Origin of the sequence: Methylobacterium crusticola (assembly GCF_003574465.1) — a bacterium.
GTDB lineage: Bacteria > Pseudomonadota > Alphaproteobacteria > Rhizobiales > Beijerinckiaceae > Methylobacterium > Methylobacterium crusticola.
The window spans coordinates 16,286-31,146 of sequence record NZ_QOWC01000099.1; the positions used below are offsets into that span (position 1 = coordinate 16,286).

A 14,861-nucleotide genomic window follows, 5' to 3' on the forward strand; every position below is an offset into this window, starting at 1 on the left:
GCTGTATGCAAGAGGGCGAGCGGAGCACGGCCCGGCCGCGGCGAGGCCCGACCCGCCAGGGGCGCCGTTCCGGGCGCCGGGCCTGGGCGGGCCCTGGATCCCCGTTGACCCGCCCCCTTGGCTGTATACAGTACCGCCGAACCACGGAGAGTCCCGCGTGCCGCCCAGCGAGGCCCCGTCGCCCGACGCGCCCGAGCGGATCGGCGACCGCGCCGCCTCCCAGACCGTGCGGGCCCAGCTCGCGCTGCGCGACCTCGTCCTCGCGGGCGCGCTGAAGCCCGGCGAGCGCGTGTCCGAGCTTCAGATGGTCGAGCGCATCGGCGTCTCGCGCACGCCCGTCCGCATGGCCCTGGTGCGGCTCGAGGAGGAGGGGCTGCTCGAGGCCCTGCCCTCCGGCGGCTTCGCGGTGCGGGCCTTCACGGAGCGCGAGGTCTTCGAGGCGATCGAGATCCGCGGCACCCTGGAGGGGCTGGCTGCGCGCCTCGCGGCCGAGCGCGGCGCCGGCCGCCAGGACCTCGACGCGGCGGGCGAGTGCCTCGACGCCCTCGACGCGGTGGTGCGGCGCGACACCCGGGCCGCCGGCGACATCGCCCGCTACGGCGCGCTGAACGCCCGCTTCCACGGGCTGCTCCTGCACCTCGCGGGCAGCCAGGCCCTCGCCCGCCAGCTCGAGCGCGTTGCCGCCCTGCCCTTCGCGTCGCCGAGCGCCCTGGTGCTGCTCCAAGAGAGCACGCCGGAGGCCCGCCACATCCTGGCGGTCGCCCAGGACCAGCACCGCTGCGCCCTCGACGCCATCGCGCGGCGCGAGGGCGCCCGGGCCGAGGCGATCATGCGCGAGCATGCCCGCCTCGCGCACCGCAACCTCGAGCGGGCCTTCGCCAGCCAGGCCCTGCTCGACATGGTGCCGGGCGCAGCCCTGATCCGCCGGCGGACGGCGCGGTGAGGGCGCCGCCCTCCCGCGGGACGCCGACGCGCCCGCGCCCGCCTGCCGGGCGAGACGAGACCGCACAGGGAGAACCACCGCGATGCAGCGCACCACGCCCCCGTTCCGGGCCGACATGGTCGGCAGCCTCCTGCGCACCGGGCCCTTGAAGGAGGCCCGCGAGGCGCGCCGCACCGGCGCGATCGACGACGCGGCGCTGCGGGCCGTCGAGGATGCGGAGATCCGGGCCGTGGTCCGGCGCCAGGAGGAGGTCGGGCTGAAGGCCGTCACCGACGGCGAGTTCCGCCGCGCCTACTGGCACTTCGACTTCCTCGAGCACCTCGACGGCGTGCAGGCGGTCGACGCCGATTCGGGCATGAACTTCAAGGGCGGGGTCGGCATCCCCAAGGCCCTGCGGGTGACCGGCCGGATCGGCTTCTCGGGCCACCCGATGCTGGACCACTTCCGGTTCCTCAAGGCCCGGACCGACCGGGTCCCCAAGATGACCATCCCGGGCCCGAGCATGCTGCACTACCGGGGCGGCCGGAAGATGATCAACATGGGCCTCTACCCGGAGATGGACGCCTTCTACGAGGATCTCGGCGCGGCCTACGCCCGGGCGGTGCGGGCCTTCTACGACGCCGGCTGCCGCTACCTGCAGCTCGACGACATCTCGTTCGCCTACCTGTGCGACCCCGAGCAGCGCGCGATGCTGAGCGCCCGCGGCGACGACCCGACGCGGCAGCCCGAGATCTACGCCGCCATGGTGCGGGCGGCGCTCCGGGACAAGCCCGACGACCTCACCGTCACCATGCATCTCTGCCGCGGCAACTTCCGCTCGACCTTCATCGCGTCGGGCGGCTACGAGCCGGTGGCCGAGACGCTGTTCAACCGGATGCCGGTGGACGGCTACTTCATGGAGTGGGATTCCGACCGGGCCGGCGGCTTCGAGCCCCTGCGCCACCTGCCGGCGGGCAAGAGCGTGGTCCTCGGCCTCGTCACCTCGAAGACCGGCACCCTGGAGAGCAAGGACGCGATCCGGCGCCGGATCGAGGAGGCGACGCGCTACGTCGGCCTCGACCAGCTCTGCCTGTCGCCGCAATGCGGCTTCGCCTCGACGCAGGAGGGCAACACCCTCGCCGAGGCGGAGCAGTGGGCGAAGCTTCGGATGATCGTCGAGATCGCCGAGGAGGTCTGGGGCGCCTGATCCCTGGCCGCGGCGAGCGCCGCGCCCATGTCCCGCGTGCCGTGCGCACGAGGCGCGCGTGCCGCGGATCGTCGCCGTCGCCCTCGCGGCGCTGACCGCCCCTCGAGGTCGCGGCCGCCGGCGTGGCCTCGTGCCCGGCCGGCTACGAGGAGGAGGCTGTGCATGTTCCGCAGCCTGCCGCGCTGAGCGCGATGCTCGAGGCCGGCGCGCTCCGGGCCGCCGCTTCCTAGCGCGTCGCCTGCCGGGCCGAGCGGTGGGCCCGCGCATGGACGGGCCGGTGCGTCCGCGGTGCCGCGCGGCGGCGGGGCGCGACGTCGCCGTCGGCGGCGCCGTAGTAGCGCGGGCCAGGCACCGCGCCGCCGTAGCCGACGCCCCGCACCGGCCCGCCCTGCACGGCGTCGTAGGGTCCGCGGCCCGTGCGGGCCCGGTAGGCCGCGCCGGCGAAGTCCCCGGGGGTCGGGGGCACGCCCGGCTGCGAGAAGCTGGTCTCGGGCCGATAGGCCGGGCCCCAGCCGATTTCCTCGTCCCCCGCCGGATCCCGGCCGGGGAAGCCGGTGACGTAGCCGACGCTCTGGGCCGCGGCCGGGAGCGCCGCGCCGAGGCCGAGGAGGCCGGCGAGGAGGCCGGCCGCGAGGGAATTTGTGACGACGCGCATGGGACGGAACCTCTTCGGCGCGGGGGGCGGGGTCAGTAGGCCCGGCTGCCCAGGATGTAGGTGTTGATCCGACGCCCGCCGTTGAGCGGGCCCTCGCTGACGCCGTCGCTGTAGTAGCCGAAGCCCGTCGGGCCGAAGGCGCCGCCGTTCGTGACCGACGCCACCGGCACGGCCCGGATCGCCACGAGGCCGGCGGCTGTCCCCGGCGGGAGCGGGCCGGGCGCGTACGCGAGCACGACCGGGCCGCGGGCGGCGGCCCGGGCGTAGACGTCCGGCATCGGAACGGGCTCGGGCCGCACCCGCACCGTGAGCGGGGCCCCGGGGAAGCGGTCCTGCGCGAGGGCGCTGCCGGCAAGGCCGGTCGCGGCGGCGCAGGCCGCGGCGAGGACCGCCGCGGCGGCGGGGCGGGGCAGGTGGAAGCGGGACATGACGCGCAAGAGCCTCCGGGGCGGACGGAGCATCAACGCGCGGACGCCGCCGCCGGGTTCCCGCCCGGCGGCACGGGCCGGACCGCGCCTCGGCGCCCGGGCGGCGTCCGGCAGGCCGGGAGGATCGCCTGCCACTCCGCCTGGAGGCGCTCCACGTCCCCGGTCGCGTCCTCGATGAGGAGCGGATCGACCCGGGCGTAGGTCTCGCGCAGGACGAGGTCGCGCAGCACCGCCGCGCAGGCCTCCTCGTGGACGGCGCCGTGCCCGATCTCCGAGACCGACGAGCTCAGCAAAGTGAGGGTCGCGGCCGCCGACGCGATCAGGATTGCCGCCATGCGGCAGGCCGGCGCGCGCCGGCCTGGTCGGTCGTCTGAGTGGCGCATCGCCCTCGCCGGCTGGCTCGCTGCGGAGCCGCCATCGTCGCGCCCGGCGGGCCGCGGCGCCTCCCCCGATCGGGCGACCCCGGGACGCGGGGGCATATCCGCCCCGGTCCCCCGCCGCGTCCTCGCGGCCGGGCGCGCAACCAGGGCGGCGCGCCGCTCTCAGCCCTTGGTGCGCACCACCACCTCGGTCTCGCGCGGGGCCGGGCGGCAATTGGCCCAGTAGCCGTTGAGCAGGACCGGGGTCGAGCTGCAGCGGTAGGCCGCGTCGGGGCCCGGGGCCGGCACGGGGTCGCGGGCGACGATCGGGTTCGGCGCGCAGGCGGCCGGGACGAGGGCCGCCGCGGCGAGAACGACGAGCTTCAGCGAGCGACGCATTGGGTATCCAGGGTGGAGCATCAGCGTGAGCGCACCCTGAGGCCGGCCCGCACCCGGATCAACCCGCGGCCCTCCCCCGGCCCGACCCGGCCCCCACCTTTTTGGCCACCGTGTCACCGCCCGGCCACAAGGGCCGGGTGCCCGGCAGGGCCGGGTGCCCGGCCGTACTGGCCGGAGCCGTGGCCGCAGCGACCGGAACCGGCGCGGCTCTAGCCCGCCTTCTGCATCGGCACGACGTTGTGCAGCGTGCGGTCGGCGCCGTCGAAGAAGCGGCGGATGTTGCGGGCGGCCTGGCGGATGCGCTGCTCGTTCTCGACGAGGGCGATGCGCACGTAGTCGTCGCCGTGCTCGCCGAAGCCGATGCCGGGCGCCACCGCGACGTCCGCCTTCTCGACGAGGAGCTTCGAGAACTCGAGGCTGCCGAGGCCGCGGAACTTCTCCGGGATCGGCACCCAGGCGAACATCGACGCGGACGGGACGGGGATCGTCCAGCCGGTCTTCTGGAAGGCGTCCACCAGGGCGTCGCGCCGGCGCCGGTAGGTGGCGCGCATCTCGTGGATGCAGGCCTCGGGCCCGTTCAGCGCCGCGGTGGCGGCGACCTGGATCGGCGTGAAGGCGCCGTAATCGAGGTAGGACTTCACCCGGGTCAGGGCGGCGAGCAGGCGCTCGTTGCCCACCGCGAAGCCCATGCGCCAGCCGGCCATCGAGAAGGTCTTCGACAGGGAGGTGAACTCGACCGTGACGTCCATGGCGCCCGGGACCTGCAGCACCGAGGGCGGCGGCGTCGCGTCGTCGAAGTAGACCTCCGCGTAGGCGAGGTCCGAGAGCAGGATCAGGTCGTGCTTCTTGGCGAAGGCGACGAGGTCGCGGTAGAAGTCGAGGGAGGCCACGTAGGCCGTCGGGTTCGAGGGGTAGCAGACCACCATCGCCACGGGCTTGGGGATCGAGTGCTGCATCGCCCGCTCGGCCGCCGGGAAGAAGGCGGGGGTCGGCTCGGCCGGGACGGAGCGGATGACGCCGCCGGCCATCAGGAAGCCGAAGGCGTGGATCGGGTAGCTCGGGTTGGGCACCAGCACCACGTCGCCCGGCGCGGTGATCGCCTGCGCCATGTTGGCGAAGCCCTCCTTGGAGCCGAGCGTCGCCACGACCTGGGTGTCGGGGTTGAGCGCGACGCCGAAGCGGCGCTGGTAGTAGGCGGCCTGGGCCCGGCGCAGGCCCGCGATGCCCTTCGAGGCGGAGTAGCGGTCGGTGCGCGGCTTGCCGGCGGTCTCGACGAGCTTCTCGATCACGTGCCTCGGCGCGTCGAGGTCCGGGTTGCCCATGCCGAGGTCGATAATGTCGGCGCCGTGGGCGCGGGCGGCGGCCTTGATCCGGTTGACATGCTCGAAGACGTAGGGCGGCAGTCGCTTGATGCGGTGGAAGTCGGTCATCGGCCGGATCCTGGTCGGCGCCGCGTGCCTCGGCGACGCGCGTGTCACACACGCTGTCTAGAGATGTTTGCGGGCGAGCGGAAGCTTCGCCCGCGGGGCCGGCGGCGGTTCGGCCCGGGCCGCTCGGGTCACTCGGCGGGCGGGGCCTTCGCCGGCGGCTTGGCGGCGGAGCCGACCCGGGCGGCCTCGCGCCCCTTCGCCTCGTTGCGCTGGCGGCTGGCGTCGAGGTCGGCCTCGAGGTCCTTCACGCCGGCGGCCGACTTGGCGCGGATCTCGCGTGGCGGGGCCGAGACGCCGACCGGCAGGAAGCCGGGGCCCTCGCGCCGCGACTGGGCCACGAAGTCCGGGGCCGCCACCTCCTTGGGGCCGAGGCCGGCGGATTTCGCGGCGTCCCGGACCGCGCTGCCGTCGAGGACGCAGCCGCCGAGGGCGAGGGCGGCGAGGCCCGCGGCCAGCGGGAGAGACCGGTGCAGGGGACGACGGGGCGCGGAGGCGGGCGCGGACATGCGAGGTAGTGACATGCGGGGTACGGACATGCGGGAGGGCACGGACATGGGAACGAAGAAAACCCGTGGCGGTCGTCTGGCGGAAACGGCTTCTGGGACGTTATTTTGTCGGAAAGGCGGCCCGTGCGGGCGGGCGGCCGAGAACCTGGGAGGTAGGGACGCGTGACGACCGAGAGGAATGCGGCGCCGGTCGCGGATGTTGAGGCCTTGTCCCGCAACGCGGGGTTGATCGCGGAGGAGTTCGGCCGGGCCGTCGTCGCCTACGCCAAGCCGCTCGAGGACGGCAAGCCCAACACCGCGCTCGCGGCATCGGTCAGCGAGATGGTCCGCACCCTCGGCACGGTGGCGGAGCGGTGGTTCGTCGATCCCCACAAGGCCGTGGAGGCCCAGGCGCTGATCGGCGGCCAGTTCCTGGCCCTGTGGGGCTCGACGCTGCAGCGCATGCAGGGCGAGGCGGTGACCCCGGTCGCCCTGCCCGACCCGAAGGACAAGCGCTTCGCGGCCCCCGAATGGTCGTCGAACCCGATGTTCGACTTCATCAAGCAGGGCTACCTGATCACCACCCGCTGGGCCGAGATCCTGGTCGACGAGGCCGTGGGGCTCGACGACCACACCCGGGCCAAGGCGCACTTCTACGTCAGGCAGCTCTCGGGGGCGCTCGCGCCCTCGAACTTCCTGATGACGAACCCCGAGCTGATCCGCGAGACCCTGCGGGAGAACGGCGCCAACCTCGTGCGCGGCATGAAGATGCTCGCCGAGGACGTCGAGGCCGGCCGGGGCGAGCTGCGCCTGCGCCAGACCGATCCGGCCCGGTTCGAGGTCGGCGTCAACATGGCCAACACCCCCGGGGAGGTCGTCTACCGCAACGACCTGATCGAGCTGATCCAGTACGCTCCCCGGACCGAGACGGTGCTCAAGCGGCCGCTCCTGATCGTGCCGCCCTGGATCAACAAGTTCTACATCCTCGACCTCAACAAGGAGAAGAGCCTGATCGGCTGGGCGGTGGCGCAGGGGCTCACCGTCTTCGTGATCTCCTGGGTCAACCCGGACGCCCGCCACGCCGAGAAGGACTTCGAGAGCTACATGCGGGAGGGCATCTTCGCCGCCCTCGACGCCGTCAACGAGGCGACCGGCGAGCGCTCCGTCGCGGCGGCGGGCTACTGCGTCGGCGGCACGCTGCTCGCCGTGACGCTCGCCTACATGGCGGCCACGGGCGACGACCGGATCGAGAGCGCCACCTTCCTGACGACGCAGGTCGACTTCACCCATGCCGGCGACCTCAAGGTCTTCGTCGACGAGGCGCAGATCCGCTCCGTCGAAGCCAGCATGAAGGAGCGCGGCTACCTCGACGGCTCCAAGATGGCCAACGCCTTCAACATGCTGCGCCCCAACGACCTGATCTGGCCCTACGTCGTCAACAACTACCTGAAGGGCAAGGCGCCGCTGCCGTTCGACCTCCTGTACTGGAATTCCGACGCCACCCGGATGCCGGCGGCCAACCACTCGTTCTACCTGCGCAACTGCTACCTCGACAACAAGCTCTCCCGGGGCGAGATGCAGCTCGGCTCCGTGCGCCTCGACCTCTCGCGGGTGACGGTCCCGGTCTTCAACCTCGCGACGCGGGAGGACCACATCGCCCCGGCCCTGTCGGTGTTCGAGGGCTGCCGCGCGTTCGGCGGGCCGGTCGACTACGTGCTGGCGGGCTCCGGCCACATCGCCGGCGTCGTGAACCCGCCGGCCAAGCCGAAGTACCAGTACTGGACCGGCGGGCCGGCCCACGGGGACCTCGGCGACTGGATCAGGGAGGCGACCGAGCACCCCGGCTCGTGGTGGCCCTACTGGTTCTCGTGGCTCGAGGCCCAGGCGCCCGAGCGCGTGCCGGCCCGCGAGCCCGGGGGCGGCAGGCTGCCCTCGCTCGCCCCCGCGCCCGGCACGTACGTGCGGGAGAAGGCCTGACGCGAGGCGGGCCCCGGGTCGCCCCGGGGCCCGCTCCCGACCCGCCTCAGTACTTGCGCACCAGCGGCGCCGGCGCGGGAGCCGGCGGCGTGTCCCAGCGGTACTTCAGGCCGACCGAGACGATGTCGGCGCTGGCATCCGTGGTGGCGAGGTAGGAGAGCGGCGCGACGTAGAGCGGCTCGCCCGGCACCAGCGAGACCCGGTTGCGGCCCGCCGCGAACAGGTGCTGGTAGGAGAGGTCGAACTGGATCTTCTCGCTGTAGCGGTAGCTCGCGCCGACCGAGGCGAAGTAGCGGTCGCCGTCCGGCAGCCGGGTCGACCGGTTGGTGTTGTCGATGGGCGACTGCTCGTAGGCGAAGCCGACTCGGCCGGTCCATTGCGGGGTGAAGTCGTACTCGGCGCCGACGGAGTAGTAGAACCCGTCGTTGTAGTTCAGGGGCAGCGCGGTCACGGGCAGGCCGAGCGTCTTCGAGACGATGGCGTTGGTGCCGAGCCTCGACCAGTTGTCCCACTCGAAGCCGAAGCTCATCCGGAACACGGGCGAGAAGGCCTGGGTCAGGCCGACCGAGACCTTCTCGGGCGTGTTCAGGTTCGAGCGCACCTGGCCGACGCCGAAGGCCGAGCCCTCGATCTCGTGGTTGATCGAGGAGCGGTAGCCGATGCCGATCGTCGTCGTGGCCGAGGCCTGGACCAGCACGCCCGCCGTGTAGCCCCAGGCCCAGTCGTCGCCCTTCAGGAACGCCGTCGGGGCGAGCGGCGAGATGCCGGTGGCCTGCCGCAGCGTCAGCTTGAAGTATTCCAGCACCGGCCCGGCCGCCACCGACAGCCAGTCGTTGACCTTGTAGCCGATCACCGGGTTGAAGTTCAGGCTGAAGATCTTGGACGAGCGGCTGTAGGTCTGGCCCGCCCAGACCGGGTTCGGCTTGGTGATCAGCCCGAACGGCGCCGCGCCCGAGAGGCCGATGAACAGGCGGTCGCTCAACTGGTAGTTGGTGTAGGTCGCCGGCAGCACCGCCGCCTGCCCGATGTCGCCCGAGCGCCCGAGCCCGATCAGCGGCGGGAAGGTGCCGGCCTGGGTGTTCAGGGTGGCCTGCGGCACGACCAGCGTGGCGTTGAAGTCCGAGTTCCAGCCCGGCTTCATCGTGACGACCGCCGGGTTCCAGAACATCGACGACAGCCCGCCGGAGCCCGCCGCGGCGCCCGCGAAGGCGAGGCCCATCGCCTGCGCGCTCTGCTCCCGCAAGCCGAACGCGCCGGCTCGCGCGCCCCCGGTGGCGCCGGCGAGCAGCGCGGCCGAGACGCCCGCCAGCAGGGCGGCCCTGGACCTTGTCATCATGGCGATTCCTCGAAACCCACAAGCAGCGCCGCGTGGGACGTCCCGCCCCGCGGCTTGTCGCGGATTCTGCCGTAGGTTGCGGGGCCCCGGCAATCCCGCGGGCGCCGCCCCGGCCCGTGCGGAGCGTCCGTCAAAGGGCAGGTCAGGATCGAGGGTTACTGGCCTCATCTCACCGTGCGGCAAGTCGGCGCCGGTCGTGAGCCTCGGGCTTCACTGTCGAATGTTGGACCCGCCCGGTGGGCCGGCGGCACCGTTTTGTCGCAAATGTGGCGATTTTGCCACGAAATGCGGCGGGCGCGGGGCGCCCCGCGCGGCCGGCCCGCTTGCGGCGGGCGGGATCGATCGCCAATGTCCCCCCGGGCGCACGCGCCCCGCGACGGCGCGAAGACCCGCGCGAGCCTGGAATGTCGGGAGGACGATCATGAAGCTGGTGCGCTGGGGAGAGAGCGGCGAGGAGAAGCCGGGGCTCGTCGACCAGGGCGGCACGATCCGCGACCTGTCGGGCGTGATCCGCGACATTGCCGGGCCGTACCTCGCCGCCGACACCCTCGGCAACCTGCGCCGGATCGATCCCGCCACCCTGCCGGCGGTGCCGGCCGGCACGCGGCTCGGCCCCTGCGTCGGCCACGTGCGCAACTTCATCGCGATCGGCCTCAACTACGCCGACCATGCCGCCGAGACCGGCTCGCCGATCCCGGCCGAGCCGATCATCTTCAACAAGGCCCCGTCCTGCATCGTCGGGCCGAACGACGACGTGATCATCCCGAAGGCCTCGGTCAAGACCGACTGGGAGGTCGAGCTCGCCATCGTCGTCGGCAAGCGCGCCTCGTACGTCCACGCCAACGAGGCGATGGACTACGTCGCGGGCTTCTGCGTCTGCAACGACGTCTCGGAGCGCGAATTCCAGATCGAGCGCGGCGGCACCTGGACCAAGGGCAAGGGCTGCCCGACCTTCGGCCCCCTCGGGCCGTGGCTGGTCACGCCCGACGAGGTCCCGGACGTGCAGAACCTGGCGATGTGGCTCGACGTCGACGGCGTGCGCATGCAGACCGGCTCGACGAAGACGATGATCTTCGATTGCCGCCAGATCGTCTCCTACCTCTCGCACTTCATGCTGCTGGAGCCCGGCGACGTCATCACCACGGGCACGCCGCCGGGCGTCGGCCTCGGCATGAAGCCGCCGCGCTTCCTCAAGTCCGGCGAGGTGATCACGCTCGGGATCGAGGGCCTGGGCGAGCAGCGCCAGACGGTGGTCGCCTTCGACGACTGGACCGCCAAGGCCGCGGCCGGCCAGCCCACGAACTGAATGACCTCACCTCGTGGCGGCGCGGCCCCGCGCGCCGCCGCGGGGCCGGAGCCCGACCATGAGCGTCCTGATCGTCGACGACCACCCGATCGTGCTTCAGGGCTGCCGCCGCGTGCTGGAGGATGCCGGCGTCGAGACCGTGCACGAGGCCACCGACATCGTCTCGGGCTACCGCCGCTTCCACCGCCACCGCCCCGACGTCGTGGTGGCGGACCTGACCTTCCAGGGCGCCGCCCTGAGCGGGCTCGCCCTGATCCGGCGCATCCGGGCGGTGGCGCCGGCGACCCGCATCCTGGTCTTCAGCATGCACGACGACCCGGTGATCGTGGCGCGGGCCCTCGAGGGCGGCGCCACCGGCTACGTGCTCAAGGACACCGCGTCGGCGGAGCTCCACCGCGCCTTCGAGCGGGTCCGCGTCGGCGAGCCCTACATCGACCCGGCCCTCGCCGCCGAGGTCGCGCTCCTGCGGGCCGACCCGCGCCCCGCCCCGGGCCAGGCCCTCACCCCCCGGGAGCGGCAGATCCTGGGGCTCCTCGGGTCCGGGCGCTCGCACGGCGCCATCGCGGACGCGCTGGGGTTGAGCTACAAGACCGTCGCCAACACCTGCACGCAGATGCGCCGCAAGCTCGGCGCCCGCACCCTCGCGGACCTCATCCGCATCGCCGTCCGGGAGGCCGGCCGGGCCCCCTGAGATCCGCCGCCGCGCGCCCCGCCCGGCCGAACCCTGACGCTGACGTTGCCGCCACGGAGGCGCCGGCGCCTCCGGGCCCGTCATGGGAAATCAGAATAGGCAGGACGATCAGAAGACGATCCATGTAAAAACGGAAGAATGTACAGTAAAAAAATCGTTGTTGCACTGCACCATAATGTCGCCTTGTTCGGCTCCATGTTGCCGCCCGTCAAAACAACCGAACGGGAATGCGACATGGTTTCGAAGGCAAAGCTGGCGATCATTGGTCTCGCGGCGCTCGGTTCTGTCGCGTCCGCCCTGCAAGCCAGCACGCCCGCCGAAGCCCAGTCCGGTGCCGCCTCCTGGTACGGCCCCGGGTTCCAGGGCCGGCGCACCGCCAACGGCGAACGCTTCAACACCCACTCCTTCACGGCCGCCCACCGCCGGCTGCCCTTCGGCACCCGGGTCCGGGTCACCAACACGACGAACGGCCGCTCCGTGGTGGTGCGCATCAACGACCGGGGTCCCTTCGTCGGCGGGCGCGTGATCGACCTGTCCCAGGCCTCCGCCCGCGCCATCGGCCTGGGCGGCGTGGCGCGGGTGCGCCTCAGCCGGCTCTGAGCTCAGGCGCCGGGCTCGCCCTGCATGTCCGCCAGGGGTGCGGCCAGGGTGCAGACCACGCCGGCGGGCTCGAACGCCAGGGTGACGGTGCCGCTCACCGCCCCGGCGAGCCCGCGCTCGATCAGGCGCGAGCCGAACCCCCTGCGGAGCGGGGGCGTCACCGCCGGCCCGCCCGCCTCGCGCCAGGTCAGCGTGAACCGGGCCGCCGCGGCCTCGCCCTCGATGGCCCAGCGCACCGACACGCGCCCCTCCGGCACCGAGAGCGCCCCGTACTTGACGGCGTTCGTCGCGAGCTCGTGCAGCATCAGGGCGAGGGAGAGGGCCGCCGCGGGCCCGATCTGCAGGTCGGGCCCCGCGAGGGCGATCCGCGCCTGCCGGTCGTCGTGGAGCGCGAGGGCGCCCGCCGCCAGGGCGGCGACGCCCGCGCTGCGGATCCCGGCGGCGAGGAGGATGTCGTGGGCCTTGCCGAGGGCGATCAGCCGGGTGGCGAGGGAATCCCGCGCCGCCTCGAGGCTCGGGGCGTTGCGCAGGGTCTGGGCGGCGATCGCCTGCACCACCGCGAGGGTGTTCTTGAGGCGGTGGCTCAGCTCGTGATTGAGCAGGGACTGCCGCTCCTCCGCCCGCTGGCGCGCGACGGCGGTCCGGGTGCGGGCCGCGGCGTCCCGCACGAAGGCCACCTCCGCGCGCGACCACGCGCGGTCGCGGCCGTGGGCCGCGAACAGGAACGCCACGAGGCGGCCCCGCTCGATCAGCGGCAGGGCGAGGAGGGTCCGGATGCCGAGGGCGTCGAGCCGCCCGGCCGCCCGCGGGCCCGGATCCACGCCCGGCACCACGACGGTCTCGCCGCGCTTGAGCGCGGCGACGACCGCGCCGTCGCCGAGGAGCGGGCAGGCCCCCGCCAGGCTCGCGAGCCCGGGAGCGCTCCAGTCCCGGGCGACGTGGGCTGTCTCCCGCAGGGGGTCGACGGTGACGTACCCGGCCCGATCGATGCCGAGGGTCCGGCCGAGGGTCTCGGCGGTCGCGAAGGCCATCTCGGCGGCGTCGGTCAGGTCGCGCAGGCGGTCGCCGAGGGCGAGCTGGGCGGCCTGGAGCGCCTCCTCCCGCTTGCGGGCGGTGATGTCGAGGGAGATGCCGGGGAAGCGCAGGGGCAGCCCCGCCGCGTCGTGGGAGCTGCGCCCGCGGGCATGCACCCAGGTCGTCCCGCCGTCCCGGTGCAGGAGGCGGTACTCCTCGGCGAACTCGCCCGCCGTCGCCACCACCTCGGCGATCCGCGCCCCGACCCGCTCCCGGTCCTCCGGGTGGATGCCCTCGACGAAGCGGGCGACCGGCAGGCCGCCGTGCCGGGCCGCGGACGGATCGAGCCCGTAGAGGTGGATGAAGGTGTCGTTGGCGTAGACCCTGTCGGCCTGGATGTCCCAGTCCCACCAGCCCAGCGTGTTCGAGGCCGCGAAGACCAGGGCGAGCCGCTCCTCGCTCGCGGCAAGCGACGCCCGGCTCGCCGCCAGCGCCGCCTCGCTCGCCCGCAGGGCGGCCCGGCCGGCCTCCAGGGCGGCCGCCTCCCGCGATCCCGCGACGCCGTCCGCGCCCGGCGCCGGCCCGCTCCCGGGCGGGAGCAGGCCCTCCCGGCCCCGGCCGGCCTCCGGGTTCGCGGCGACTCCGGCAGGCGCGCGGGCCGCCCGATGCTCCGCCCCGATGCCGGCCTGCTCCAGGAGGGCCCGCAGGCGGCGGTTCTCCGCCTCGAGCTCCGCGCGGGAAGGAATTTCGTCCGTCACCCCGTGCTGCTCTCGCGCTCCGAGCCTCGTCCGCAAGTGTAGAGGGAAAGTCTCTCGCCCACAACCGAATGCCTCGCGGCGGACGACGCTCCCGGCCCGGCCGCGGGCGGCCGCGCCCGCGGCCGGGCGCCCGGGTATTCCCGCGCGGGAGGGAGTGGTGTAGAGCTTGACCCATGAGCGTCGACCGGCCCTGCGCGCGCCTCTTGGCGGTGGTGATCGTGATGATCGCCGCCGTGCTGGCGCCGTCCGCCGTCCTGGCTCACGCGGGCGCCCACGCCCTCCACGCCCACGCCCTCCACGGCCACGCCTCCCTCGCGCACGTCCCCGCGCCGCACTCCCTCGCGGCGCAGGCCGGCACGCCCGGCAAGGCCGTGATCCTCGAGGCGCGCGTCGAGCCGGCCGCCTCGCCCGAGCGCCCGGCCGCGGGCCCCTGCCGCGGCCTCTGCTGCGGCGGTGCCGTCTGCTGCGCGACCGGGCTCCCGCCCGCGTCCGGCGCCCTCCTCCTCCCGGTGCCGCGCCGCCTCGCGATCGTGCCGGCCGCGACCCTGGGGCGCCCCGGCATCGCGCCCGAAGCCCTGACGGAACCGCCCAGACCCTTCGCGTAACGGCCTGCGCGGCGCCCGGCGCCGCGACGCGCGCCCGTCCGCTCCCGGACCGGCGCCCTCCTGCCCGTGCGCGATAGGACGTCCCCTCCATGCCGATCCGACCAGCCGCGGCGCTGCTCCGCGCCGCCGCGCTCGCCCTCGCCCTCGCCCTCGCCCTCTGGGCGGGCGCCGCGCTCACACTCTGGGCGGGCGCCGCGCTCGCCCTCTCGGCGGGCGCCGCGCTCGCCCACGAGGGCCACGATCACGGCGCCCGGGACGACCTCTCCGCCCCGGCCGCCGCGGCCCCGCGCGGCGAGGCCGCCTCGGAGGCCGTCGAACTCGTGGCGGTCGCCCGCGACGGCGCCCTCACGCTCCACCTCGACGATGCCCGCACCAACGCGCCCCTCGTCGGCGCCACCGTCGAGGTCGAGACGCCCGACGGCCCCCGGCCGGCCGTCGCGACCCAGGAGGGCAGCTACGTCCTCGCGGCGCCCTGGCTCGCCGCCCCCGGCCACCACGACCTCCTCGTCACCGTGACGGCGGAGGGCGTCGTCGCGGTGCTGCCGGTCGACATCGACGTGCCGGCGCCGGCCCCGGAGGCGGCCCCGGCCGGGTCCCGCCTGCGCGCCCTCCTCGAGCGCCTCGCGCGCGCCGACCCGGTGCCCGCCGCGGCGGCCGCGGGCGGCTTCGTCCTCGGCCTCGCCGGCCCG

At 74.2% G+C, this 14,861-nt stretch carries 15 protein-coding genes and 1 pseudogene; 8 read left to right on the forward strand and 8 right to left on the reverse strand.

The window, feature by feature from the left end; translation table 11 throughout:
- Window positions 1–157: 157 nt before the first annotated feature.
- On the forward strand, window positions 158–943 hold the full coding sequence (locus DT057_RS22080; protein ID WP_128564260.1) for a GntR family transcriptional regulator: 786 nt from the start codon (window positions 158–160) through the stop codon (window positions 941–943).
- A gap of 82 nt (window positions 944–1,025) precedes the next feature.
- A complete protein-coding gene (locus tag DT057_RS22085) occupies window positions 1,026–2,129 on the forward strand; it encodes a 5-methyltetrahydropteroyltriglutamate--homocysteine S-methyltransferase (RefSeq protein ID WP_128564261.1) in 1,104 nt (367 codons plus the stop codon).
- A gap of 226 nt (window positions 2,130–2,355) precedes the next feature.
- Here DT057_RS22085 and DT057_RS22090 read toward each other — a convergent pair whose 3' ends face one another.
- From DT057_RS22090 to DT057_RS22115, 6 genes are all read right to left on the reverse strand, one after another.
- Window positions 2,356–2,784 carry a hypothetical protein gene (locus DT057_RS22090; RefSeq protein WP_128564262.1) on the reverse strand — a complete coding sequence of 143 codons (429 nt, stop codon included), beginning with the start codon at window positions 2,782–2,784 and terminating at the stop codon, window positions 2,356–2,358.
- Between the two features lie 32 nt (window positions 2,785–2,816).
- A complete protein-coding gene (locus DT057_RS22095; protein WP_238313875.1) occupies window positions 2,817–3,212 on the reverse strand; it encodes a hypothetical protein in 396 nt (131 codons plus the stop codon).
- 32 nt (window positions 3,213–3,244) lie between these two features.
- The gene (locus DT057_RS22100) at window positions 3,245–3,595 is read right to left on the reverse strand and encodes a hypothetical protein (RefSeq protein WP_128564263.1); all 351 of its coding nucleotides are present in this window, start codon (window positions 3,593–3,595) and stop codon (window positions 3,245–3,247) included.
- Window positions 3,596–3,754: 159 nt separating this feature from the next.
- Window positions 3,755–3,970 (reverse strand): hypothetical protein, encoded by a 216-nt coding sequence (locus DT057_RS22105; RefSeq protein WP_128564264.1) that lies wholly within the window; start codon window positions 3,968–3,970, stop codon window positions 3,755–3,757.
- Between the two features lie 209 nt (window positions 3,971–4,179).
- The gene (locus DT057_RS22110; protein WP_128564265.1) at window positions 4,180–5,400 is read right to left on the reverse strand and encodes an LL-diaminopimelate aminotransferase; all 1,221 of its coding nucleotides are present in this window, start codon (window positions 5,398–5,400) and stop codon (window positions 4,180–4,182) included.
- Window positions 5,401–5,528: 128 nt separating this feature from the next.
- Entirely contained in the window at window positions 5,529–5,906 is a 378-nt protein-coding gene (locus DT057_RS22115) for a hypothetical protein (protein WP_238313874.1), read from the reverse strand.
- A gap of 162 nt (window positions 5,907–6,068) precedes the next feature.
- On the opposite strand from DT057_RS22115, the gene phaC reads away from it, so the two are divergent.
- Window positions 6,069–7,862, forward strand: a complete 1,794-nt coding sequence (phaC, locus tag DT057_RS22120; RefSeq protein ID WP_128564266.1) for a class I poly(R)-hydroxyalkanoic acid synthase — start codon at window positions 6,069–6,071, stop codon at window positions 7,860–7,862.
- Window positions 7,863–7,908: 46 nt separating this feature from the next.
- Here the strand turns inward: phaC and DT057_RS22125 are convergent, their stop codons facing one another.
- Complete coding sequence (locus DT057_RS22125; RefSeq protein WP_128564267.1) at window positions 7,909–9,198, reverse strand: OmpP1/FadL family transporter; 1,290 nt, start codon at window positions 9,196–9,198, stop codon at window positions 7,909–7,911.
- Between the two features lie 421 nt (window positions 9,199–9,619).
- On the opposite strand from DT057_RS22125, the gene DT057_RS22130 reads away from it, so the two are divergent.
- The 3 genes from DT057_RS22130 to DT057_RS22140 all read left to right on the forward strand — a co-directional run bounded on the left by DT057_RS22130 (window position 9,620) and on the right by DT057_RS22140 (window position 11,795).
- On the forward strand, window positions 9,620–10,504 hold the full coding sequence (locus DT057_RS22130) for a fumarylacetoacetate hydrolase family protein (protein ID WP_128564268.1): 885 nt from the start codon (window positions 9,620–9,622) through the stop codon (window positions 10,502–10,504).
- A 58-nt stretch (window positions 10,505–10,562) separates the two neighbouring features.
- Window positions 10,563–11,195 (forward strand): response regulator, encoded by a 633-nt coding sequence (locus tag DT057_RS22135; RefSeq protein WP_128564269.1) that lies wholly within the window; start codon window positions 10,563–10,565, stop codon window positions 11,193–11,195.
- Between the two features lie 234 nt (window positions 11,196–11,429).
- A complete protein-coding gene (locus tag DT057_RS22140) occupies window positions 11,430–11,795 on the forward strand; it encodes a septal ring lytic transglycosylase RlpA family protein (RefSeq protein WP_128564270.1) in 366 nt (121 codons plus the stop codon).
- A 2-nt stretch (window positions 11,796–11,797) separates the two neighbouring features.
- Here DT057_RS22140 and DT057_RS22145 read toward each other — a convergent pair whose 3' ends face one another.
- The gene (locus tag DT057_RS22145) at window positions 11,798–13,567 is read right to left on the reverse strand and encodes a sensor histidine kinase (protein WP_128564271.1); all 1,770 of its coding nucleotides are present in this window, start codon (window positions 13,565–13,567) and stop codon (window positions 11,798–11,800) included.
- A 173-nt stretch (window positions 13,568–13,740) separates the two neighbouring features.
- Between DT057_RS22145 and DT057_RS22150 the strand changes: the two genes are divergently transcribed.
- On the forward strand, window positions 13,741–14,172 hold the full coding sequence (locus tag DT057_RS22150; RefSeq protein WP_128564272.1) for a hypothetical protein: 432 nt from the start codon (window positions 13,741–13,743) through the stop codon (window positions 14,170–14,172).
- Window positions 14,173–14,261: 89 nt separating this feature from the next.
- Window positions 14,262–14,861: pseudogene (locus tag DT057_RS22155) on the forward strand (efflux RND transporter periplasmic adaptor subunit); the annotation flags it as partial.